This window comes from Pseudomonas sp. Teo4 (assembly GCF_034387475.1).
In the GTDB taxonomy this organism is placed as follows: domain Bacteria; phylum Pseudomonadota; class Gammaproteobacteria; order Pseudomonadales; family Pseudomonadaceae; genus Aquipseudomonas.
Genome location: NZ_JAXCIL010000002.1, coordinates 1003890 through 1021449, shown reverse-complemented (window position 1 = coordinate 1021449; position 17560 = coordinate 1003890). Strand labels below are relative to the sequence as shown.

Genomic DNA, 17560 nt, shown 5'->3' with positions numbered 1-17560 from the left:
GGCGATGGCTTGCACTGCTGGCCCGATCACTCCTCAAACCGGATCGGGCACAACTCCACCCCTTCCAGCTTCTGCAACTCCTCGATCACTTGCGGCCTGGCCCTGTGCAAGGTCAGAGTCCCCCCCAACCGCCGCAGCCGTCGCGCCTCCCGGTGCAACATATCCACACCCGAGTAATCGATGAAGTTCACCTGCCGCGCATCGATCACCACATGCGGCCCCTGACAGCGCTGCAATCGCACCTGCAGGTAATGCGCCGCGCCGAAGAAGATCGACCCGCCCACTCGAAGTACATCCGCCTCCCCTTCCCGGCTCTGCTGCACCCGTGGCCGCGAAGTGCGTTTGAGGTAGAAGAAAAGTGAAGCCAGCACCCCGGCATAGATCGCTGTCTGCAACTCAAGCAGCAGTGTGGCGGCAGCGGTCAGGGCCATGACCAGAAACTCGGAACGGCTGACCCGGAACAACGCACGGATCCCTCTGTGGTCCACCAGCCCCCAACAGATCAGCAGGATGCTACCGGCCATGGCCGGAATCGGCAGGTGGGCGATCAAACCGGCACCAACGACGGCGAACAAGGCCACCCACAAGGCCGAGAACACGCCAGCCATGGGTGACCGGGCGCCAGCGTCGTAACTCAGCCCGGAACGGGTAAACGAGCCGGACGACAGGTAGCCGGAGAAAAACGACCCGACGATGTTGGAAACGCCCTGGGCGCGGATTTCCTGGTCGGCGTCGATCAACTGCTCGGAACGCGCCGACAGTGAACGGGCAATCGACAAGCTGGTCACCAGCCCGAGCATGCCCACCGCTACAGCGCTGGGCAGTAATCGCAACATCAGCTCCAGGTCCAGCAATGGCAGTGGACTGAGCGGCGGCAGCTGGCCTACGAAGGCAGGGACGCGCTGCACATGGCCGAAGTAGCTCGGCAACAGCCAAGCCAGCAGACTGACCAGAACCAGACTTATCAACAGGGTGGGCCAGCGTGGCCGCAGGAGTTTCAGCGCAATCCCGATCAGCAAGGTGGCCATTCCCAGCGCCAGCGACGGCAGGTCGACCTCACCGGCATGGCTGGCCAGGTCCTGCACGGTTTTAAGTGCCGTGGCCTGGCTGGGCAGGTCCATGCCCAGCAAGTTGGGAAATTGGCCAAGGGCGATGACGATGGCGGCGCCCAAGGTGAAGCCAAGCACCACGGAATGGGACACGAAATTGACCAGTGCGCCGAAACGCAACAGGCCGAGCAGCAGCTGGAAAATGCCGGCGAGGAAGGTCAGCAGCAGCACCAGGGTCACGTAGTCGGCGCTTCCGGCCACGGCCAGCGGGCTGATGCTGGCGTAGAGCACGATGGAGATGGCGGCGGTCGGGCCGCAGATCAGGTGCCAGGATGAGCCCCACAGGCAGGCAATCAACACCGGCACGATGGCGGCGTACAGGCCGTACTCGGCGGGTAGGCCGGCGATCAGGGCATAGGCGATGGATTGTGGCAGGGCGAGGATCGCACCACTCAGGCCCACCAGCAGGTCCTGGCGCAGGCTGCGTCCCGATTGGCGGGGGAGCCAGGTGAGGAAGGGTAGCAGGTGGGGCAACTGAATCATTTGGCAACTCGCTTTGGCCGGCACTCTTGTGCTGATTGTACTGGCCTCATCGCCGCGGTTTGTCGCCACGACAAGCCGCGGCGATGAGGCCAGTACAGGCTTACAGTTTGGCTTTGACGGCCTCCAGGGCATTGCCATCGGCCTTGGTGGTCACCCCGGCCAACCACCCTTCCAGCACTTGCGGATTCGCCTTCACCCAAGCCTTGGCCGCTTCATCGAAGCCGAGCTTCTTATCCACAACCTCGGCCATGATGCTGTTTTCCATGTCCAAGGTGAATTTCAGGTTGCCAAGCAGCTTCGCCGCATTCGGGCACGCTTGTGGATAACCCTTGCGGGTCAGCGTGTACACCTCGCCCTTGCTGCCGAACCACTGCTCCCCGCCGCTCAGGTAATGCATCTTCAGCTTCACGTTCATCGGGTGCGGTGTCCAACCGAGGAAGGTGATGAACTGCTGCTTCTTCACTGCGCGGTCGACCTGAGCCAGCATCGCCTGCTCGCTGGATTCCACCAGCTTCCACTGGCCGAGGTTGAATTCATTCTTGTCGATGATCTGCTTCAGCGACAAGTTGGCCGGTGCACCCGAGCCGATTCCGTACAGCTTCTTGTCGAACTGGTCGGCGTGCTTCTGCAAGTCGGCAAAGTCTTTCACGCCGGCATTCCACACGTAATCGGGCACTGCCAGGGTGAACTCGGTGCCCTCCAGGTTGCGCGCCAACTGCTGCACATCGCCATTGGCGATGAACTTGTCATGGAAGCCCTGCTGCGCCGGCATCCAGTTGCCGAGGAAGGCATCGACGCGTCCGTCCTTGAGTCCGCCATAGATGATCGGTACTGCCAGGCTGTCGATCTTGACCTGGTAGCCCAGGCTTTCCAACAGCAGTCGGGCGATGGCATTGGTCGAGGCAATATCGCTCCAGCCGGGGTCGGCCATTTTCACGGTGCTGCATTGTGTGTCGCTGTCGGCGGCGTGCGCCGTGCCCAGGCTCAGGGCCAGGGCGAACACGGCGGCGGAGAACTTCTGCATGGCGGCCTCTCTTCTCAATCCATGGGGGCGGGCTGTGGGTAACGTGCCTTGCGCTCGAGGTCGTCGAGATCGATATGGTTGCGCATGTACTGTTGGCTGGCGTCCACCAGCGGTTGGTGGTCCCAGCTTTTCAGCGTGCCGATGGCCAGGGCCTCGGCCACCAGGCGGCGGCGTCGCTGGCTGGCCAGCACTTGCTGGCGCAGGCTGGGGATATCCCAGCGTTGGCGGGCTTCATCGACAAATGCCTGCAGCAGCGCCTGATGGTCCGGGCTGCCGGTGAGGTTCTCCCGCTCGTGCGGGTCGCGGCTCAGGTCGTAGAGTAGGCATGGGTCGTCTTCGCTGTACACGAACTTGTACGCGCCACGGCGGATCATCATCAGCGGGCCGACCGTGCCTTCGGCCATGTATTCACCGATTACCTCGTCATGGCCACCCTGCCCTTGCAGGTGGCCTAGCAGCGAACGGCCATCCAGGTGCAGGCTTTTATCCACAGCGCCTCCGGCCAGTTCAACCAACGTCGGCAGCAGGTCGCAGGTAGAGACCGAAGCGCTTACCCGGGCCGCGGCGAAGCGCTTGGGCGCATGGATCAGCAGCGGCACCCGTGCCGACATCTCGAACCAGTGCATCTTGTACCAGAGCCCCCGTTCGCCAAGCATGTCGCCGTGGTCGCCGGAGAACACGATGAGCGTGTCATCTGCCAGGTCACATTCTTCGAGCGTTTGCAGGAGTTGACCGATGTTGTCGTCTATATAGCTGCAGGCGCCGAAATAGGCGCGGCGTGCGTCGCGAATCTTGTCCACAGGCAGCGGCTTGTCCCACAGGTCGTAGACCTTTAGCAGCCGTTGCGAGTGTGGGTCCTGCTCGTGCTGGGCGAATTCGGCGCGTGGCATGGGGATATCCACACCCTCGTAGCGATCCCAATAACTCTTGGGGATGGTGTACGGGTCGTGGGGGTGGGTCATGGACACGGTCAGACAGAACGGACGACCATCGTTGTCGCGTACATGGTCGTAGAGGTATTGGCGCGCCTTGAACACCACTTCCTCGTCGAAATCCAACTGGTTGGTGCGTACGCAAGGGCCAGCCTGCAGCACCGAGGACATGTTGTGGTACCAGCTCGGGCGCTCGTCCGGAGCGTCCCAGTTCACTGCCCAGCCATAATCGGCAGGGTAGATGTCACTGGTCAGGCGCTCTTCATAGCCATGCAATTGGTCCGGGCCGCAGAAGTGCATCTTGCCCGACAACGCCGTGCGGTAACCGAGGCGGCGCAGGTAGTGGGCATAGGTTGGAACATCGGCGGGGAAGTCGGCCGCGTTGTCATAGGCGCCGATTCGGCTGGGCAACTGGCCGCTGACCAGGGTGAAGCGCGACGGCGCGCACAGTGGGCTGTTGCAGTAGGCGGAGTCGAATACCACGGCCTGCTCGGCCAGGCGGCTCAGGTGGGGCATTTGGATTGGCGAGGGGGCGTAGATCGGCAGCAGGGGCGCGGCCATCTGGTCGGCCATTATGAACAGGATATTCGGGCGCTTCATGGTTGGCTTCCATCGTTCAGGGTTATGCGAACCGCTTGCCTACCAAGATGCGACTGTGGATAACATGGGTAAAGCCCATGGCGGGCAATGACTGGGATTAGCCAAGCTTATGTTTGAGCACCTTGCCGCGTTCTCGCTCGATGCCCTGCGTGTGTTCGAGGCCGCCGCCCGCCTGCGGGGGTTTACCGCTGCGGCGACGGAGTTGGGCACCACCCAGCCGGCAGTGAGCCAGCAGGTCAAGCGCTTGGAGGCGCAGCTGGGCGCGCGGTTGTTCGACCGGATCTACCGGGGAATAGAACTGACCGAGGCGGGCCAGCTGCTGTTCGAACAGGTTCATCAGGGTTTGCAGGCCATGGACGATGGCATTGCCCAGGTCAGTGGCCGCGGTCAGCGCGAAGTGCTGCAGGTAGCCACTGATTTCGCCTTTGCGGCGTTCTGGCTGATGCCAAGGTTGCAGCGCTTTCATGAGGCGAATCCACAGGTTGATGTGAGCCTTGTGACCGGCGAGCGCAGTCAGGGCATGTTGCGGCCTGATATCGATGTGGCGGTGCTGTTCGGCGATGGGCGCTTCCACCAGGGCGAAAGCAGATGGCTGTTCGACGAAGAAGTATTTCCGGTCTGCAGCCCTCGGCTGATTCATGGCAAACCCTTGTCAGCCGTGGCTTTGCAACGATTGCCCTTGCTACATTTGCGGGGCGAGCAAGCCAGCCGCTGGTTTGATTGGGCGGGGGTGTTTCGAGGGTTGGGAGTGGACAGCCCACCCCCTTCTGGCCAGTTGCGCTTCGATAACTATACGTTGCTGATCCAGGCTGCGATTGCTGGGCAAGGTGTTGCCATTGGCTGGCGGCACCTGGTCGATGGCTTGGTGGAACAGGGTTTGCTGTGTCGGCCGCTAGAGCAGAGCCTCAAGTCGAGTCGGGGCTATTATGTGGTTTTGCCGCCGCGCAAACGGCGTGGCGCGTTGATCGAGCGGTTTGTCGACTGGCTGGAGCAAGAGCGCAGGGGCAAGCCGTAGTGCATTCAGGAGTTACCGTGCAGAGAATCAAGGGCTATCACGCCCATGTCTATTACGACGCGTCCACCATGGACCAAGCTCGCGAGTTGTGTGAGGAGGCGGCGCGGCTGTTTCCCGTGACCATGGGGCGCATGCACCAGAAGCCGGTCGGGCCGCACCCGGACTGGAGCTGCCAGCTGGCGTTCGGGCCGGAGGTGGTCGGGGTGGTATTGCCTTGGTTGGCGCTGTATCGGAAGGGATTGGTGGTGTTTCTACACCCGGAAACCGGTGATGAGCTGGCGGACCACCGGGATCATGCGATCTGGATGGGGGCTGTGCGGCCGCTGGATCTTTCGATTTTCGGGGGGTAGGTTTGCAGGCCTCATCGCCGGCAAGCCGGCTCCCACAGGTACAGATTGAACCCTGTGGGAGCCGGCTTGCCGGCGATGAAAGCGACGCGGATCAGCGGCGAGCGCCGCGCACACCTTCAGCCAGTGCCGAGCACAGGCTCAGCACATCCTTCACGGCCTGATCGGCAGTTTCGGCCTTGGCGATCTTGTCGACCAACGCCGAACCCACCACCACGCCATCGGCCAGGCGGGCGATAGCTGCAGCCTGCTCTGGAGTCCGAATACCGAAACCAACGCTGATCGGCAGGTCGGTATGCCGGCGCAGGCGGGCAATGGCTTCGGTCACATGTTCGGTAGTCGCCGAACCGGCACCGGTCACACCCGCTACGGAGACGTAGTAGACGAAGCCGGAGCTGCGCTCCAGTACGCGCGGCAGGCGCGCATCGTCGGTGGTCGGGGTGGTCAGGCGGATGAAGTCGATGCCTGCGGTCTGGGCCGGGGTGGCCAGCTCCGCGTCGTGCTCTGGTGGCAGGTCGACGATGATCAGGCCATCGACACCCGCCTCTTTCGCTTCGGCGACGAACTTTTCCACGCCAAAGCGGTGGATCGGGTTGTAGTAGCCCATCAACACGATCGGCGTGGTCTGGTTGCCAACGCGGAACTCGCGGACCATCTGCAGGGTTTTGGCCAAGGTTTGGCCTGCCTCCAGGGCGCGCAGGGTGGCCAACTGAATGGCGACGCCGTCGGCCATCGGGTCGGTGAACGGCATGCCCAGCTCGATCACGTCTGCACCGGCTTCGGGCAGACCTTTCAGAATCTGCAGCGAGGCGTCGTAGCCTGGGTCGCCAGCGGTAACGAAGGTGACCAGCGCCGAGCGGCCTTCGGCCTTCAGTTCGGCGAAGCGTTGTTCAAGACGGCTCATGCCTGTTTCTCCTGGGCGGCCATGTGATTCATCACGGTTTGCATGTCTTTGTCACCACGGCCTGACAGGCAGATGACCATCAGGTGGTCCTTGGGCAGGGTCGGCGCACGCTTGATGGCTTCAGCCAGGGCGTGGGAGCTTTCCAGGGCCGGGATGATGCCTTCGAGGCGGCAGGTTGCGTGGAAGGCGTCGAGGGCTTCGTCGTCGGTGATGCTGACGTACTCCACGCGCTTCACTTCGTGCAGGTAGGCGTGCTCCGGGCCGATGCCTGGGTAGTCGAGGCCTGCGGAAATCGAGTGGGCGTCGGTGATCTGGCCGTCGTCGTCCTGCAGCAGGTAGGTGCGGTTGCCGTGCAGCACGCCCGGAACGCCGCCGTTGAGGCTGGCGGCATGCTTGTCGGTGTCCACGCCATGGCCACCGGCCTCGACGCCGATGATCTGCACGCTGGTGTCATCGAGGAAGTCGTGGAACAGGCCCATGGCGTTGGAACCACCACCGACGCAGGCGATCAGGCTGTCGGGCAGGCGACCTTCCTTCTCTTGCAGCTGGGCGCGGGTTTCCTTGCCGATGATCGACTGGAAGTCGCGGACCATGGCCGGGTATGGGTGCGGGCCGGCCACGGTGCCGATCAGGTAGAAGGTGTCTTCGACGTTGGTGACCCAGTCGCGCAGGGCTTCGTTCATGGCGTCTTTCAGGGTGCCGGTGCCGGCGGTGACCGGGACAATCTCGGCGCCCAGCAGCTTCATGCGGAACACGTTGGCCTGCTGACGCTCGATGTCGGTGGCACCCATGTAGATCACACAAGGCAGACCGAAGCGTGCGGCGACGGTGGCAGTGGCCACGCCGTGCATGCCGGCGCCGGTTTCGGCGATCAGGCGTTTCTTGCCCATGCGCTTGGCCAGCAGCACCTGGCCGATGCAGTTGTTCACCTTGTGCGCGCCGGTGTGGTTGAGTTCTTCACGCTTGAAGAAAATCTTCGCACCGCCGCAGTGTTCGGTCAGGCGCTCGGCGAAGTACAGCGGGTTCGGGCGGCCGATGTAATCGCGCTGGAAGTAGGCCAGCTCTTCGAGGAACTTGGGGTCGGCCTTGGCGGCTTCGTATTCGCGAGCCAGGTCCAGCACCAGGGGCATGAGGGTTTCGGCCACGTAGCGGCCGCCGAACGAGCCGAACAGGCCGTTGGCATCGGGGCCGGCGCGGTATTGGGTCTGGGTCATGGTGCGCTCCAAGGCGTGATCAAAGGGGTATGGGCTTTACTCTAACCACGACAAGCCCGGCTGAAAACCGATAAGATTGCTTAAACCTGTCAGAAAATCTCACACGTAAATGGCTCAGGATCTCCCTCCCCTCAATGCCCTGCGGGCCTTCGAGGCTGCCGCCAGGCTCAATAGTGTCAGCCAAGCGGCCGAAGTGCTGCATGTGACCCATGGTGCCGTCAGTCGGCAGATCAAGGTGCTTGAAGAGCACTTGGGCGTGGCCCTGTTCGTCAAGGACGGGCGTGGCATCAAACTCACAGATGCCGGCGTGCGCCTGCGTGACGCCAGCTTTGATGCCTTCGACCGCTTGCGCGGCGTGTGCGCCGAGCTGAGTCGAGATGTCGGCGAAGCGCCGTTCGTCCTGGGTTGTTCAGGCAGCCTGCTGGCGCGCTGGTTCATCCCGAGGCTTGGGCGGCTCAAGGCGGATTTGCCGGAACTGCGTCTGCACTTGTCTGCCGGTGAAGGCGACCTGGACCCACGGCGGCCAGGGCTGGATGCCTTGCTGGTGTATGCCGAGCCGCCGTGGCCAGCAGATATGCAGGTACATGTGCTGGCCGAGGAACGCATCGGGCCAGTGCTGAGCCCGCACTTCAGCGGCTACGAGCGCTTGCGCGCCGCACCAGCCAAGGCCTTGCTGGAGGAAGCGCTGCTGCATACCACATCACGGCCGCAAGCCTGGCCAACCTGGGTCGAGCAGCAGGGACTGGCCCCTGGCGCATTGAAATACGGGCAGGCGTTCGAGCACTTGTATTACTTGCTGGAGGCGGCCGTTGCGGGCTTGGGTGTAGCGATTGCACCGCAACCACTGGTGGCTGATGACCTGCGCGCCGGGCGTCTGAGTGCGCCCTGGGGCTTTTCGCCAACCCCCGCAGCACTGGCGCTTTGGGTGCCTCGGCGCGCCGCGGATGGGCGCGCCGAGCAACTGGCGCAGTGGCTGCGTCGTGAACTGCAGCGGCAGGCGGGTTAGTTGCGACGGGACAACAGGTAAGCGGCCAGCAGACCGAGTGCTCCCACCGCTACGCCAGTGGTCGTCCACGGATGCTGCTGCGCGTAGTCACGGGTGGCGATTCCGGTCTGGCGGGTACGGGTCTTCACTTCCTCATAGGCATCGCTCAGCAGGCTTCGCGAATGCTTCAGCGCGCTTTCGGCGTTGCTGCGGATGGCCTTCACCGACTTCTGGGACTCCTCGGATGCATCGTGCTTGAGGTTTTCCAGGGTTTTCAGAAGGCTTTCGATCTCCGCTTCCATGCTTTCCAGGGATGCTTTGCGCAGCGAGTTGCGGTGCATGTTGACTCTCCTTTGCAGTGTGGACTGTACAGATTGCGACTGCGCCACCAGGCAAAAGTGCGATCGAATTATTGGCCATGGTTGCAGTTCGCAGGTAAACCAGGCCCGCACTGCTAGGCTGAATCTCACCGTCATTCAAGGAGAGCGCTCATGTCCGATCATCACACCTACAAGAAGATCGAGCTGGTGGGGTCGTCACCCAATAGCATCGAAGAGGCGATCAACAATGCCCTGGCCGAAGCTAGCAAGAGCATCAAACACCTGGAATGGTTCGAAGTGGTCGACACCCGGGGCCACATCCGCGACAACAAGGCTGCCCACTTCCAGGTCACGCTCAAGGTGGGCTTCCGTATCGCCAATAGCTGAAACATGATCGGGATGGAAATTCCCGGTGTCATGGCGTTATAACTCTGGAGGGTGCCTGGGCGGCGCCCTTCTGGTCTTTTCTCATCTGAAACAAGGAATGCAGTCGATGAAGAAACTGATTCTTGCAGCTGGTCTGCTGGCGCTGGCGAGTGGTGCGATGGCGGCCGGGAAGCCGTGCGAGGAACTCAAGGCGGAGATTGCTGCCAAGCTGGATGCCAAAGGGGTGAAGGGCTACACGCTGGAGATCGTCAACAAAGGTGATCCGGCGGGTAAGGTGGTCGGGACATGTGAAGGCGGCAACAAAGAAATCGTTTACCGACGCGGGTGAGTGGTGGCCCATTCGCGGGTGAACCCGCTCCCACAGGTACAGCAAAGGCTGTAACCCTGTAGGATCCGGCTTGCCTGCGATTGGACGCTACTCGCCCTTCAAGGCCTGCGCCAGCAATTCATACGACCGAACCCGGTCTGCATGCTCATACAGATCGCAGGTAAAGATCAGCTCATCCGCGCCAGTCTGCTCCAGCAGCACTTCCACTTTGGCCCGCACCTTCTGCGGGCTGCCGATCATCGCCAAGCCCAGGAAACTGCCCACCGCGTCCCGCTCATGGGGCAGCCACAGCCCGTCCATGGTCGGCACCGGTGCCCGTTGCATCAGGCTTTGGCCGCGAATCAGGGCGAGAATGCGTTGGTAGACCGACGTAGCCAGGTACTCGGCCTTTTCGTCGGTTTCTGCCACTACCATCGGCACCCCGAGCATCACATAAGGCTTGTCCAGCACCGTAGATGGCTTGAAGTGGTCGCGGTAGATACGGATGGCCTCGTGCATGTAGCGCGGCGCGAAGTGTGATGCGAAGGCATAGGGCAGCCCGCGCATGCCTGCCAGCTGGGCACTGAAAAGGCTGGAACCGAGCAGCCAGAGCGGCACATCGGTGTCGTGGCCGGGCACGGCGATCACTTTTTGATCAGGTGTGCGTGGCCCGAGGTAGCGTGACAACTCTTCGACATCGTCGGGGAAGTCGTCGGCACTGCCGGAGCGTTCACGGCGCAGGGCCCTGGCGGTCATCTGGTCGGAACCCGGCGCGCGTCCCAGGCCCAGATCGATGCGGCCCGGATAGAGGCTGGCCAAGGTGCCGAACTGCTCGGCGATCACCAGTGGCGCATGGTTGGGCAGCATGATGCCGCCGGAGCCGACACGGATGGTCGATGTGCCACCGGCCAGATAGCCGATCAGCACTGAGGTGGCCGAACTGGCGATGCCGTCCATATTGTGGTGTTCGGCGACCCAGAAGCGGTTGTAGCCGAAGCGCTCGACGTGTTGCGCCAGGTCCAGTGAGTTGCGCAGCGACTGCGCCGGGCCGCCGTCGGCGCGGACTGGCACCAGGTCGAGGGTGGAAATTTTCAGGTCACGCAGCTTCGTCATCGGTGCCTCCGTAAGAGTGGTTGGCCAGAGGCCATTTCAACTCTGTATGGGCACATTCGACGGTTTCAACATGCGCTGGCCGATTAGTCTGAACTTGCTGTGAGGCGGTGACCTCTGAACCCATAAGTACCTAACCCTGCGTTCAGGAGGCATCATGAAGAAGACGGCATCGGCAATCTGGCAAGGTGGCTTGAAAGATGGCAAGGGCTTTCTGTCCACGGAAAGTGGGGCTCTCAAGCAGAACCCTTACGGTTTCAATACCCGATTTGAAGGCTCGCCCGGCACCAACCCCGAAGAGTTGATTGGCGCAGCCCACGCCGGCTGTTTTTCGATGGCCCTGTCCATGCTGCTGGGCGAGGCAGGCCTTACCGCTGAGCGCATCGATACCATTGCTGAAGTCACCCTGGACAAACAACCCGATGGCTTTGCCATCACTGCGGTGCACCTGATCCTGAGGGCCAAGGTGCCTGGGGCCAGCGAGGCACAATTTCTGGATATCGCCAACATGGCCAAGGCGGGTTGCCCGGTGTCGAAGGTGCTCAACGCGCACATCAGCCTGGACGCCTTGCTGGTGGGCTAAGCGGCGCAACAGCGGCGGTTTGCGATAGTCTAAACAGCGTTGGCAGCAAGACTGCCCTATCAGGAGCTGTTCCATGATTCGCTTAGCAATCGCCGTGCTGGCTTCTCTGGTTGCCACATCCACACTGGCGGCGGTCAAACCGTGCGAGGAACTCAAGGCCGAGATCGAAGCGAAGATCCAGGCGCGAGGCGTTATGTCCTACACCTTGGAAATCGTGCCTAACAGTGAGGTCAAGGACCAGAACATGGTCGTGGGCACCTGCGATGGCGGGACCAAGAAAATCATCTACCAGAAGAACGACCGCTAGACCGCCAGAAGGCAGGGCCGCCTGGCGGCCCCACGCATTCAGGGTATGCAGAACACCCTGCTGGGTTCGTTCACCAGCACCTTGCGGTTGGCGTCATACAGCAGCACCTGGGGTTCCATCACCGGCGCCCTGGCCTCCAGGCGATAACGCTCACCGGCTTTGAAGTCGTCAAAGCGTACGGTCAGGTAGCAGGTGCGATCCCTGGGCTGGGACATGACGCCACCGGAGTAGATTTCGTAATCGAAACGTACCACCAGTTCATGCTTGCCAGGCGTGACCTGGAAAAAACGACCATCCTCCAGGCGCTTGCCATCAAGGCGGTCGGCCATGATGACCCGGCCGGGGGTCATGGTATAGAGGTCGACCCAGGCCTGCTTGGGGTCGGCGGGCGGCAAGGGGCTGGCGCAAGCCCCCAGTGCGCTGAGGGCGATCAGCATCATAGGCTGGCGCATGGCGAAACTCCCGCTTGCGGTTCACAAGCTACAAGCATAGCGCCGTTCAGCGTGTTCAGGTACGTTGACAGCCCGCTGGCAGGCCTTGCCCGACCAGTTTTTGTTGCTGGTCGTAGAGTTTGATCCAGGGGCGGAAACCGATGCTGCCGGCTTGCATCTGGTACCGCTGGCCAGCACTGAAATCCTTGAATGTCAGGTTGAGCTGGCAATCGCGCCACAGAGGCTCGCTGACAGGGCCGATATTGCTCGGGATTACCGGGAACTGGTAACGCACAGTCAGTTCGTGGCTGCCGGGCGCCACTTCGAAATAGCGTTTGTCGGCCCACTCGCGCTCGTCTACCTGAATGGCGTGCAGCGAAGTGTCATCACCTGGGGCGAGATCGACCCAGGCCTGGTTGGGGTCTGGAGTCGGCAGCGTCGAACAGGCGGACAACAGCAGCAGTGAGCTGACGGCAAACAGTGGACGCATGGCGAAACTCCCCCTTGGCAAGATAGTCTTGGAGCGCATCGGCCGTGAGCGAGTAGATAGCCCAAGATGGTTCGACTTCTTCTTTTCAAGCGCTCAGGCTCTGGGCCACTCGACCGCGTTTCTACCCGTTTGGTTCCCCTGTTGGCGGCGCTTCTGCTGAACGGTTGTGCCAGTGTGGGGTACTACGGCCAGCTGGCTCAGGGCCAATGGCAGTTGTTGAGCGCCCGGCAACCGGTTGCACAAGTCATCGCCGACCCGGCTACCACTGCACCGTTGCGCGCGCGTCTGGAGCACGCCGAACTGGCCAGGGCGTTTGCCAGCGACAAGCTGAAACTGCCAGACAACGGTAGTTATCGGGTTTACGCCGATCTGGGGCGGCCCTTCGTGGTGTGGAACGTGTTTGCCACCCCAGAGCTGTCACTGCAGCCAGTGACCCATTGCTTTCCCATCGCAGGTTGCGTGGCCTATCGTGGCTACTATCGCCAGGGCGCGGCGCGCGGTGCGGCAGCAGTGATGCGCCAAGAAGGCATGGACGTGTATGTCGGCGGGGTGCAGGCGTATTCGACGCTGGGCTGGTTCGATGACCCGATCCTGTCGTCGATGGTTGGTTGGGGGGATGAGCGTCTGGCTGCGCTGATCTTCCACGAGTTGGCCCATCAACGGGTCTATGTGAAGGACGACACCGAATTCAACGAGTCATTTGCCACCTTCGTCGAGCAGGAAGGATCGCGGCAATGGCACGTGGCGCGTGGGTTTGCAACGATTCGGGATAGTCAGGTGCAGCAGCGTGACCAGTTCACGCGGCTGGTCCTGGCCAGTCGCGAGCGACTTCAGGCGATTTATGCCGGGCCGTTGGATGATGCGCACAAGCGTGTCGCCAAGCAGGCGGAGTTCGAGCGTTTGCGCCTGGAGTACCGGGTGCTGCGCGACAGCCAGTGGGGCGGGGACAAGCGTTATGACGCCTGGGTGTATGGGCCGATGAACAATGCCAAGCTGTTGCCGTTTGGGCTGTATGACCAGTGGGTACCGGCCTTTGCGGCGTTGTTCAAGGAAGTCGATGGCGATTGGGCGCGGTTCTATGGACGGGTCGAGGCGCTTGGGCGGTTGCCCGTTGAGGAGCGCAAGGCGGCGTTGCGGCGGTTGGCAGGCAATTGAGATATTGGGGCTGCTTTGCAGCCCATCGCCGGCTTCGCCAGCTCCCACAGAGTACGCTTCATGCCGTAGGAGCTGGCAAAGCCGGCGATGGGCCGCAAAGCAGCCCCAATATCCATCAAGCCTTGATAAATGCCTGGTGCATCTCGGCCAGGGTCGGGAAGTGGTACGCCGGCTCCTGTGCCATCAGCTCCTCCTGGCTACCAAACCCATACCCCACCGCTACTGCTTGAAGCCCATTGCTGCGGGCCCCGATCAAGTCGTGCTTGCGGTCGCCGATCATCAAGGTGTCGGCCGGGTCCAGCCCTTCTTCGTCGAGCAAATGACGAATCAGCTCCACTTTGTTGGTACGAGTGCCATCCAGCTCACTGCCGTAGATCACCTTGAAATGGTGGTCGAAGGCAAAGTGACGGGCAATTTCTCGGGCGTATACCCAGGGCTTGGAGGTGGCGATGTACAGCGTGCGGCCTTGCCCACTGAGGGTTTCAAGCAACTCAGGCACCCCGTCGAACACCAAGTTCTCGTACAGCCCGGTGACTTTGAAACGCTCGCGGTAGAAGTTCACCGCATCCCACGCCTTGGCCTCGTCGAAGTCGTAGAACTGCATGAAGGCCTGCAGCAGGGGCGGGCCGATGAAGTGTTCGAGGCGGGTCAGGTCCGGCTCGTCGATACCCAGCTTGGCCAATGCGTACTGGATCGAGCGGGTGATGCCCTCGCGCGGGTCGGTCAGGGTGCCATCGAGGTCGAAGAGGATGTTTTGCTGGTGCATGGTCTTCTCGGGGTTCGTATTCATTCCGGGCGATCGTAGCCTTCGGCCAGGTGCTGGTCCTTGAGCTTCACGTAATTGCTGGCGCTATAAGGGAAAAAGGCGCGCTCCTTGTCAGTCAGCGGCCGGGCCTGTTTCACCGGGCTGCCAACGTACAGGTAGCCGCTTTCCAGGCGCTTGCCGGGCGGTACCAGGCTGCCCGCGCCGATGATCACTTCATCCTCGACGATGGCGCCATCCATGATGGTGCTGCCCATGCCGACCAGGATGCGATTGCCCAGTGTGCAGCCATGCAGCATCACCTTGTGGCCAATGGTGACGTCGTCGCCGATGATCAGCGGGAACCCGTCGGGGTTGAACGGCCCTGCATGGGTGATGTGCAGCACGCTGGCGTCCTGCACGCTGGTGCGTGCGCCGATGCGGATGCGGTGCATGTCGCCGCGGATCACCGTCAGTGGCCAGACCGAGCTGTCTTCGCCGATCTCGACATCGCCCAGCACCACCGCCGAACGGTCGACAAAGGCCCGTGGTCCAACTTTCGGAGTGTGTTGCTGGAAGCTTCGGATGGCCATGATAGCGTCTCTCATCTGTGCCGATAGGCAGGCTGCCTGCTGCGGTCGGCGTCGATTGTAATTAAGATGGTCCAGTGTTTCTTCTGCCAAGGTATCCAAACCGTGAGTGCGAACAACCCGCTTCTGCAGTCCTACGATCTGCCGCCCTTCTCGGCGATCCGTGCCGAACATGTGCTGCCGGCGATCGAAGAGATCCTGGCCGACAACCGTAAAGCCATTGCCGATATCCTCGAAAAGCAGGGCAAGCAGCCGACCTGGGCCGGCCTGGTGCTGGCGATGGACGAGCTCAATGACCGTCTGGGCGCCGCCTGGAGCCCGGTTAGCCACCTCAATGCGGTGTGCAACAGCAAGGAATTGCGCGAGGCCTATGAGTCCTGCCTCCCTGCGCTGAGTGCCTACTCTACCGAACTGGGGCAGAACCGTGCGCTGTTCGACGCTTACCAGGCGCTGATCGACAGCCCGCAAGCCGTCGGTTTCGACGTGGCCCAGAAAACCATCCTTGAGCATGCCCTGCGTGACTTCCGTCTGTCGGGTATCGACTTGCCTACCGACAAGCAGCAGCGCTATGCCGAAGTGCAGAGCAAGCTGAGCGAGCTGGGCAGCCGTTTCTCCAACCAGCTGCTCGATGCCACCCAGGCGTGGACCAAGCATGTCACCGACGAAGCGGCCCTGGCCGGACTGACCGACTCGGCCAAGGCGCAAATGGCTGCCGCCGCCCAGGCCAAGGGCCTCGACGGCTGGCTGATCACGCTGGAATTCCCCAGCTATTACGCCGTCATGACCTACGCCAGCGACCGCGCCCTGCGTGAAGAGCTGTACGCCGCCTATTGCACCCGTGCTTCGGACCAGGGCCCTAACGCCGGCCAATTCGACAACGGCCCGGTGATGGGCGAAATCCTCGACCTGCGCCAGGAGTTGGCCGAACTGCTCGGCTACAAGAACTACGCCGACCTGAGCCTGGCCACCAAGATGGCCGAGTCCAGTGACCAGGTGCTGAGTTTCCTGCGTGACCTGGCCAAGCGTTCCAAGCCGTTCGCCGCCCAGGACCTGCAGCAGCTCAAGGCCTACGCGGCAGAACAAGGCTGCCCGGAACTGGCCAGCTGGGACGCCGGCTACTTCGGCGAGAAGCTGCGCGAACAGCGCTACAGCGTGTCTCAGGAAACCCTGCGTGCCTACTTCCCGATCGACAAGGTGCTGTCCGGCCTGTTCAGCATCGTCCAGCGCCTTTACGGCATCGAGATTGCCGAGCTCAAGGGCTTCGACACCTGGCACCCCGATGTACGTCTGTTCGAGATCAAGGAAAACGGCCAGCACGTCGGCCGCTTCTTCTTCGACCTTTACGCCCGCGCCAACAAGCGTGGCGGCGCCTGGATGGACGGCGCCCGCGACCGTCGTCGCACCGCCGCTGGCGAGTTGCAGAGCCCTGTGGCCAACCTGGTGTGCAACTTCACCCCGGCAGCACCTGGTAAACCCGCACTGCTGACCCACGATGAAGTCACTACGCTGTTCCACGAGTTTGGTCATGGCCTGCACCATCTGCTGACCCGCATCGAGCATGCCGGTGTATCCGGTATCAACGGCGTAGCTTGGGACGCAGTCGAGCTGCCGAGCCAGTTCATGGAAAACTGGTGCTGGGAGCCGGAAGGCCTGGCGCTGATCTCCGGCCATTACGAGTCTGGTGCCGCCCTGCCCCAGGACCTACTGGACAAGATGCTGGCGGCCAAGAACTTCCAGTCCGGCATGATGATGGTGCGTCAGCTGGAATTCTCGCTGTTCGACTTCGAGCTGCACGCCAACCATGGCGACGGCCGCAGTGTGCTGGAAGTGCTCGAAGGCGTGCGCGACGAAGTCTCGGTGATGCGTCCGCCGGCCTACAACCGCTTCCCCAACAGCTTCGCGCACATCTTCGCCGGTGGTTATGCCGCAGGCTATTACAGCTACAAGTGGGCTGAAGTGCTGTCGGCCGATGCGTTCTCGCGCTTCGAGGAAGAAGGCGTGCTCAACGCCGAGACAGGCCGTGCATTCCGTGAGGCGATCCTGGCTCGTGGCGGTTCGCGCGAGCCGATGGTGCTGTTCGTCGACTTCCGTGGCCGTGAACCTTCCATCGATGCGTTGCTGCGCCATAGTGGCTTGAGCGAGGACGCAGCGGCATGAGCGAGGTAGTCGTGAACAAGACCAAGAAGCGCTTTATCGCCGGGGCCGTCTGCCCGGCGTGCAGCGAGCCGGACAAGCTGATGATGTGGAGCGAGGACGACGTCCCGCATCGCGAGTGCGTGGCCTGTGGTTTCACCGACACCCTGAACGAACAGGGCCTGTCGGTGCCGAAGGAGCTGGGTACCCGCGTCAACCAGCTGGCGCCCAAGGCAGCACCTGCCAAGGTGCAGACGGTGCAATTCTTCCCTAATCCGAAGCTGAAAAAACCGGCTGAATGAGGCCGTGATGCCACCTGGGCCTCAAGCCCGGGTGGCATGCTCCATCTCCGCTCAACCGGGTGGTACATAGTCACGCCATCGGTTGCCCTC

General features: G+C 62.1%; 21 protein-coding genes. 10 read left to right on the top strand and 11 right to left on the bottom strand.

What is annotated here, in order from left to right; all coding sequences use genetic code 11:
* Positions 1 to 26 precede the first annotated feature (26 nt).
* The 3 genes from PspTeo4_RS20875 to betC all read right to left on the bottom strand — a co-directional run bounded on the left by PspTeo4_RS20875 (position 27) and on the right by betC (position 4148).
* Positions 27 to 1592, bottom strand: a complete 1566-nt coding sequence (locus PspTeo4_RS20875; RefSeq protein ID WP_322365839.1) for a SulP family inorganic anion transporter — start codon at positions 1590 to 1592, stop codon at positions 27 to 29.
* A 100-nt stretch (positions 1593 to 1692) separates the two neighbouring features.
* Positions 1693 to 2616 carry a choline ABC transporter substrate-binding protein gene (gene choX / locus PspTeo4_RS20870; protein ID WP_322365838.1) on the bottom strand — a complete coding sequence of 308 codons (924 nt, stop codon included), beginning with the start codon at positions 2614 to 2616 and terminating at the stop codon, positions 1693 to 1695.
* Between the two features lie 14 nt (positions 2617 to 2630).
* Positions 2631 to 4148, bottom strand: coding sequence for a choline-sulfatase (gene betC / locus PspTeo4_RS20865; RefSeq protein ID WP_322365837.1), 1518 nt, complete (start codon positions 4146 to 4148; stop codon positions 2631 to 2633).
* 109 nt (positions 4149 to 4257) lie between these two features.
* Between betC and PspTeo4_RS20860 the strand changes: the two genes are divergently transcribed.
* The gene (locus PspTeo4_RS20860) at positions 4258 to 5163 is read left to right on the top strand and encodes a choline sulfate utilization transcriptional regulator (protein ID WP_322365836.1); all 906 of its coding nucleotides are present in this window, start codon (positions 4258 to 4260) and stop codon (positions 5161 to 5163) included.
* 17 nt (positions 5164 to 5180) lie between these two features.
* Entirely contained in the window at positions 5181 to 5513 is a 333-nt protein-coding gene (locus tag PspTeo4_RS20855) for a DOPA 4,5-dioxygenase family protein (protein WP_322365835.1), read from the top strand.
* 91 nt (positions 5514 to 5604) lie between these two features.
* Here the strand turns inward: PspTeo4_RS20855 and trpA are convergent, their stop codons facing one another.
* The gene (gene trpA, locus PspTeo4_RS20850; protein WP_322365834.1) at positions 5605 to 6414 is read right to left on the bottom strand and encodes a tryptophan synthase subunit alpha; all 810 of its coding nucleotides are present in this window, start codon (positions 6412 to 6414) and stop codon (positions 5605 to 5607) included.
* Entirely contained in the window at positions 6411 to 7628 is a 1218-nt protein-coding gene (gene trpB / locus PspTeo4_RS20845; protein ID WP_322365833.1) for a tryptophan synthase subunit beta, read from the bottom strand. Before trpB ends, trpA begins: the two co-directional genes overlap by 4 nt.
* Positions 7629 to 7737: 109 nt before the next feature.
* On the opposite strand from trpB, the gene PspTeo4_RS20840 reads away from it, so the two are divergent.
* Complete coding sequence (locus PspTeo4_RS20840) at positions 7738 to 8634, top strand: LysR family transcriptional regulator (RefSeq protein ID WP_322365832.1); 897 nt, start codon at positions 7738 to 7740, stop codon at positions 8632 to 8634.
* Here PspTeo4_RS20840 and PspTeo4_RS20835 read toward each other — a convergent pair.
* Complete coding sequence (locus PspTeo4_RS20835; RefSeq protein WP_322365831.1) at positions 8631 to 8954, bottom strand: DUF883 family protein; 324 nt, start codon at positions 8952 to 8954, stop codon at positions 8631 to 8633. The genes PspTeo4_RS20840 and PspTeo4_RS20835 overlap by 4 nt on opposite strands.
* Positions 8955 to 9104: 150 nt before the next feature.
* On the opposite strand from PspTeo4_RS20835, the gene PspTeo4_RS20830 reads away from it, so the two are divergent.
* Positions 9105 to 9320, top strand: coding sequence for a dodecin (locus PspTeo4_RS20830; protein WP_322365830.1), 216 nt, complete (start codon positions 9105 to 9107; stop codon positions 9318 to 9320).
* A gap of 106 nt (positions 9321 to 9426) precedes the next feature.
* Positions 9427 to 9648, top strand: coding sequence for a DUF1161 domain-containing protein (locus PspTeo4_RS20825; protein ID WP_322365829.1), 222 nt, complete (start codon positions 9427 to 9429; stop codon positions 9646 to 9648).
* 87 nt (positions 9649 to 9735) lie between these two features.
* Here the strand turns inward: PspTeo4_RS20825 and PspTeo4_RS20820 are convergent, their stop codons facing one another.
* Positions 9736 to 10740, bottom strand: coding sequence for an LLM class flavin-dependent oxidoreductase (locus PspTeo4_RS20820; protein ID WP_322365828.1), 1005 nt, complete (start codon positions 10738 to 10740; stop codon positions 9736 to 9738).
* 154 nt (positions 10741 to 10894) lie between these two features.
* On the opposite strand from PspTeo4_RS20820, the gene PspTeo4_RS20815 reads away from it, so the two are divergent.
* Both PspTeo4_RS20815 and PspTeo4_RS20810 read left to right on the top strand, forming a co-directional pair.
* Complete coding sequence (locus PspTeo4_RS20815; protein ID WP_322365827.1) at positions 10895 to 11320, top strand: OsmC family protein; 426 nt, start codon at positions 10895 to 10897, stop codon at positions 11318 to 11320.
* Between the two features lie 73 nt (positions 11321 to 11393).
* Entirely contained in the window at positions 11394 to 11627 is a 234-nt protein-coding gene (locus tag PspTeo4_RS20810) for a DUF1161 domain-containing protein (protein ID WP_322365826.1), read from the top strand.
* A 38-nt stretch (positions 11628 to 11665) separates the two neighbouring features.
* On the opposite strand, the gene PspTeo4_RS20805 is transcribed toward PspTeo4_RS20810, so the two are convergent.
* The gene (locus PspTeo4_RS20805) at positions 11666 to 12079 is read right to left on the bottom strand and encodes a hypothetical protein (protein WP_322365825.1); all 414 of its coding nucleotides are present in this window, start codon (positions 12077 to 12079) and stop codon (positions 11666 to 11668) included.
* A 55-nt stretch (positions 12080 to 12134) separates the two neighbouring features.
* Positions 12135 to 12548 (bottom strand): hypothetical protein, encoded by a 414-nt coding sequence (locus PspTeo4_RS20800; RefSeq protein WP_322365824.1) that lies wholly within the window; start codon positions 12546 to 12548, stop codon positions 12135 to 12137.
* A gap of 66 nt (positions 12549 to 12614) precedes the next feature.
* Between PspTeo4_RS20800 and PspTeo4_RS20795 the strand changes: the two genes are divergently transcribed.
* Positions 12615 to 13703 carry an aminopeptidase gene (locus PspTeo4_RS20795; RefSeq protein ID WP_322365823.1) on the top strand — a complete coding sequence of 363 codons (1089 nt, stop codon included), beginning with the start codon at positions 12615 to 12617 and terminating at the stop codon, positions 13701 to 13703.
* Between the two features lie 115 nt (positions 13704 to 13818).
* Here PspTeo4_RS20795 and PspTeo4_RS20790 read toward each other — a convergent pair whose 3' ends face one another.
* Both PspTeo4_RS20790 and PspTeo4_RS20785 read right to left on the bottom strand, forming a co-directional pair.
* Positions 13819 to 14469: an HAD family hydrolase gene (locus PspTeo4_RS20790; RefSeq protein ID WP_322366907.1), complete on the bottom strand. Its 651-nt coding sequence runs from the start codon at positions 14467 to 14469 to the stop codon at positions 13819 to 13821.
* Positions 14470 to 14489: 20 nt separating this feature from the next.
* Entirely contained in the window at positions 14490 to 15038 is a 549-nt protein-coding gene (locus tag PspTeo4_RS20785; protein ID WP_322365822.1) for a gamma carbonic anhydrase family protein, read from the bottom strand.
* 102 nt (positions 15039 to 15140) lie between these two features.
* On the opposite strand from PspTeo4_RS20785, the gene prlC reads away from it, so the two are divergent.
* Together prlC and PspTeo4_RS20775 are read left to right on the top strand one after the other, a co-directional pair.
* Positions 15141 to 17192: an oligopeptidase A gene (gene prlC, locus PspTeo4_RS20780; RefSeq protein ID WP_322365821.1), complete on the top strand. Its 2052-nt coding sequence runs from the start codon at positions 15141 to 15143 to the stop codon at positions 17190 to 17192.
* Positions 17189 to 17470, top strand: a complete 282-nt coding sequence (locus tag PspTeo4_RS20775; RefSeq protein WP_176508427.1) for a YheV family putative zinc ribbon protein — start codon at positions 17189 to 17191, stop codon at positions 17468 to 17470. The genes prlC and PspTeo4_RS20775 overlap by 4 nt, the downstream gene beginning before the upstream one ends.
* The last annotated feature ends 90 nt before the right edge of the window (positions 17471 to 17560 follow it).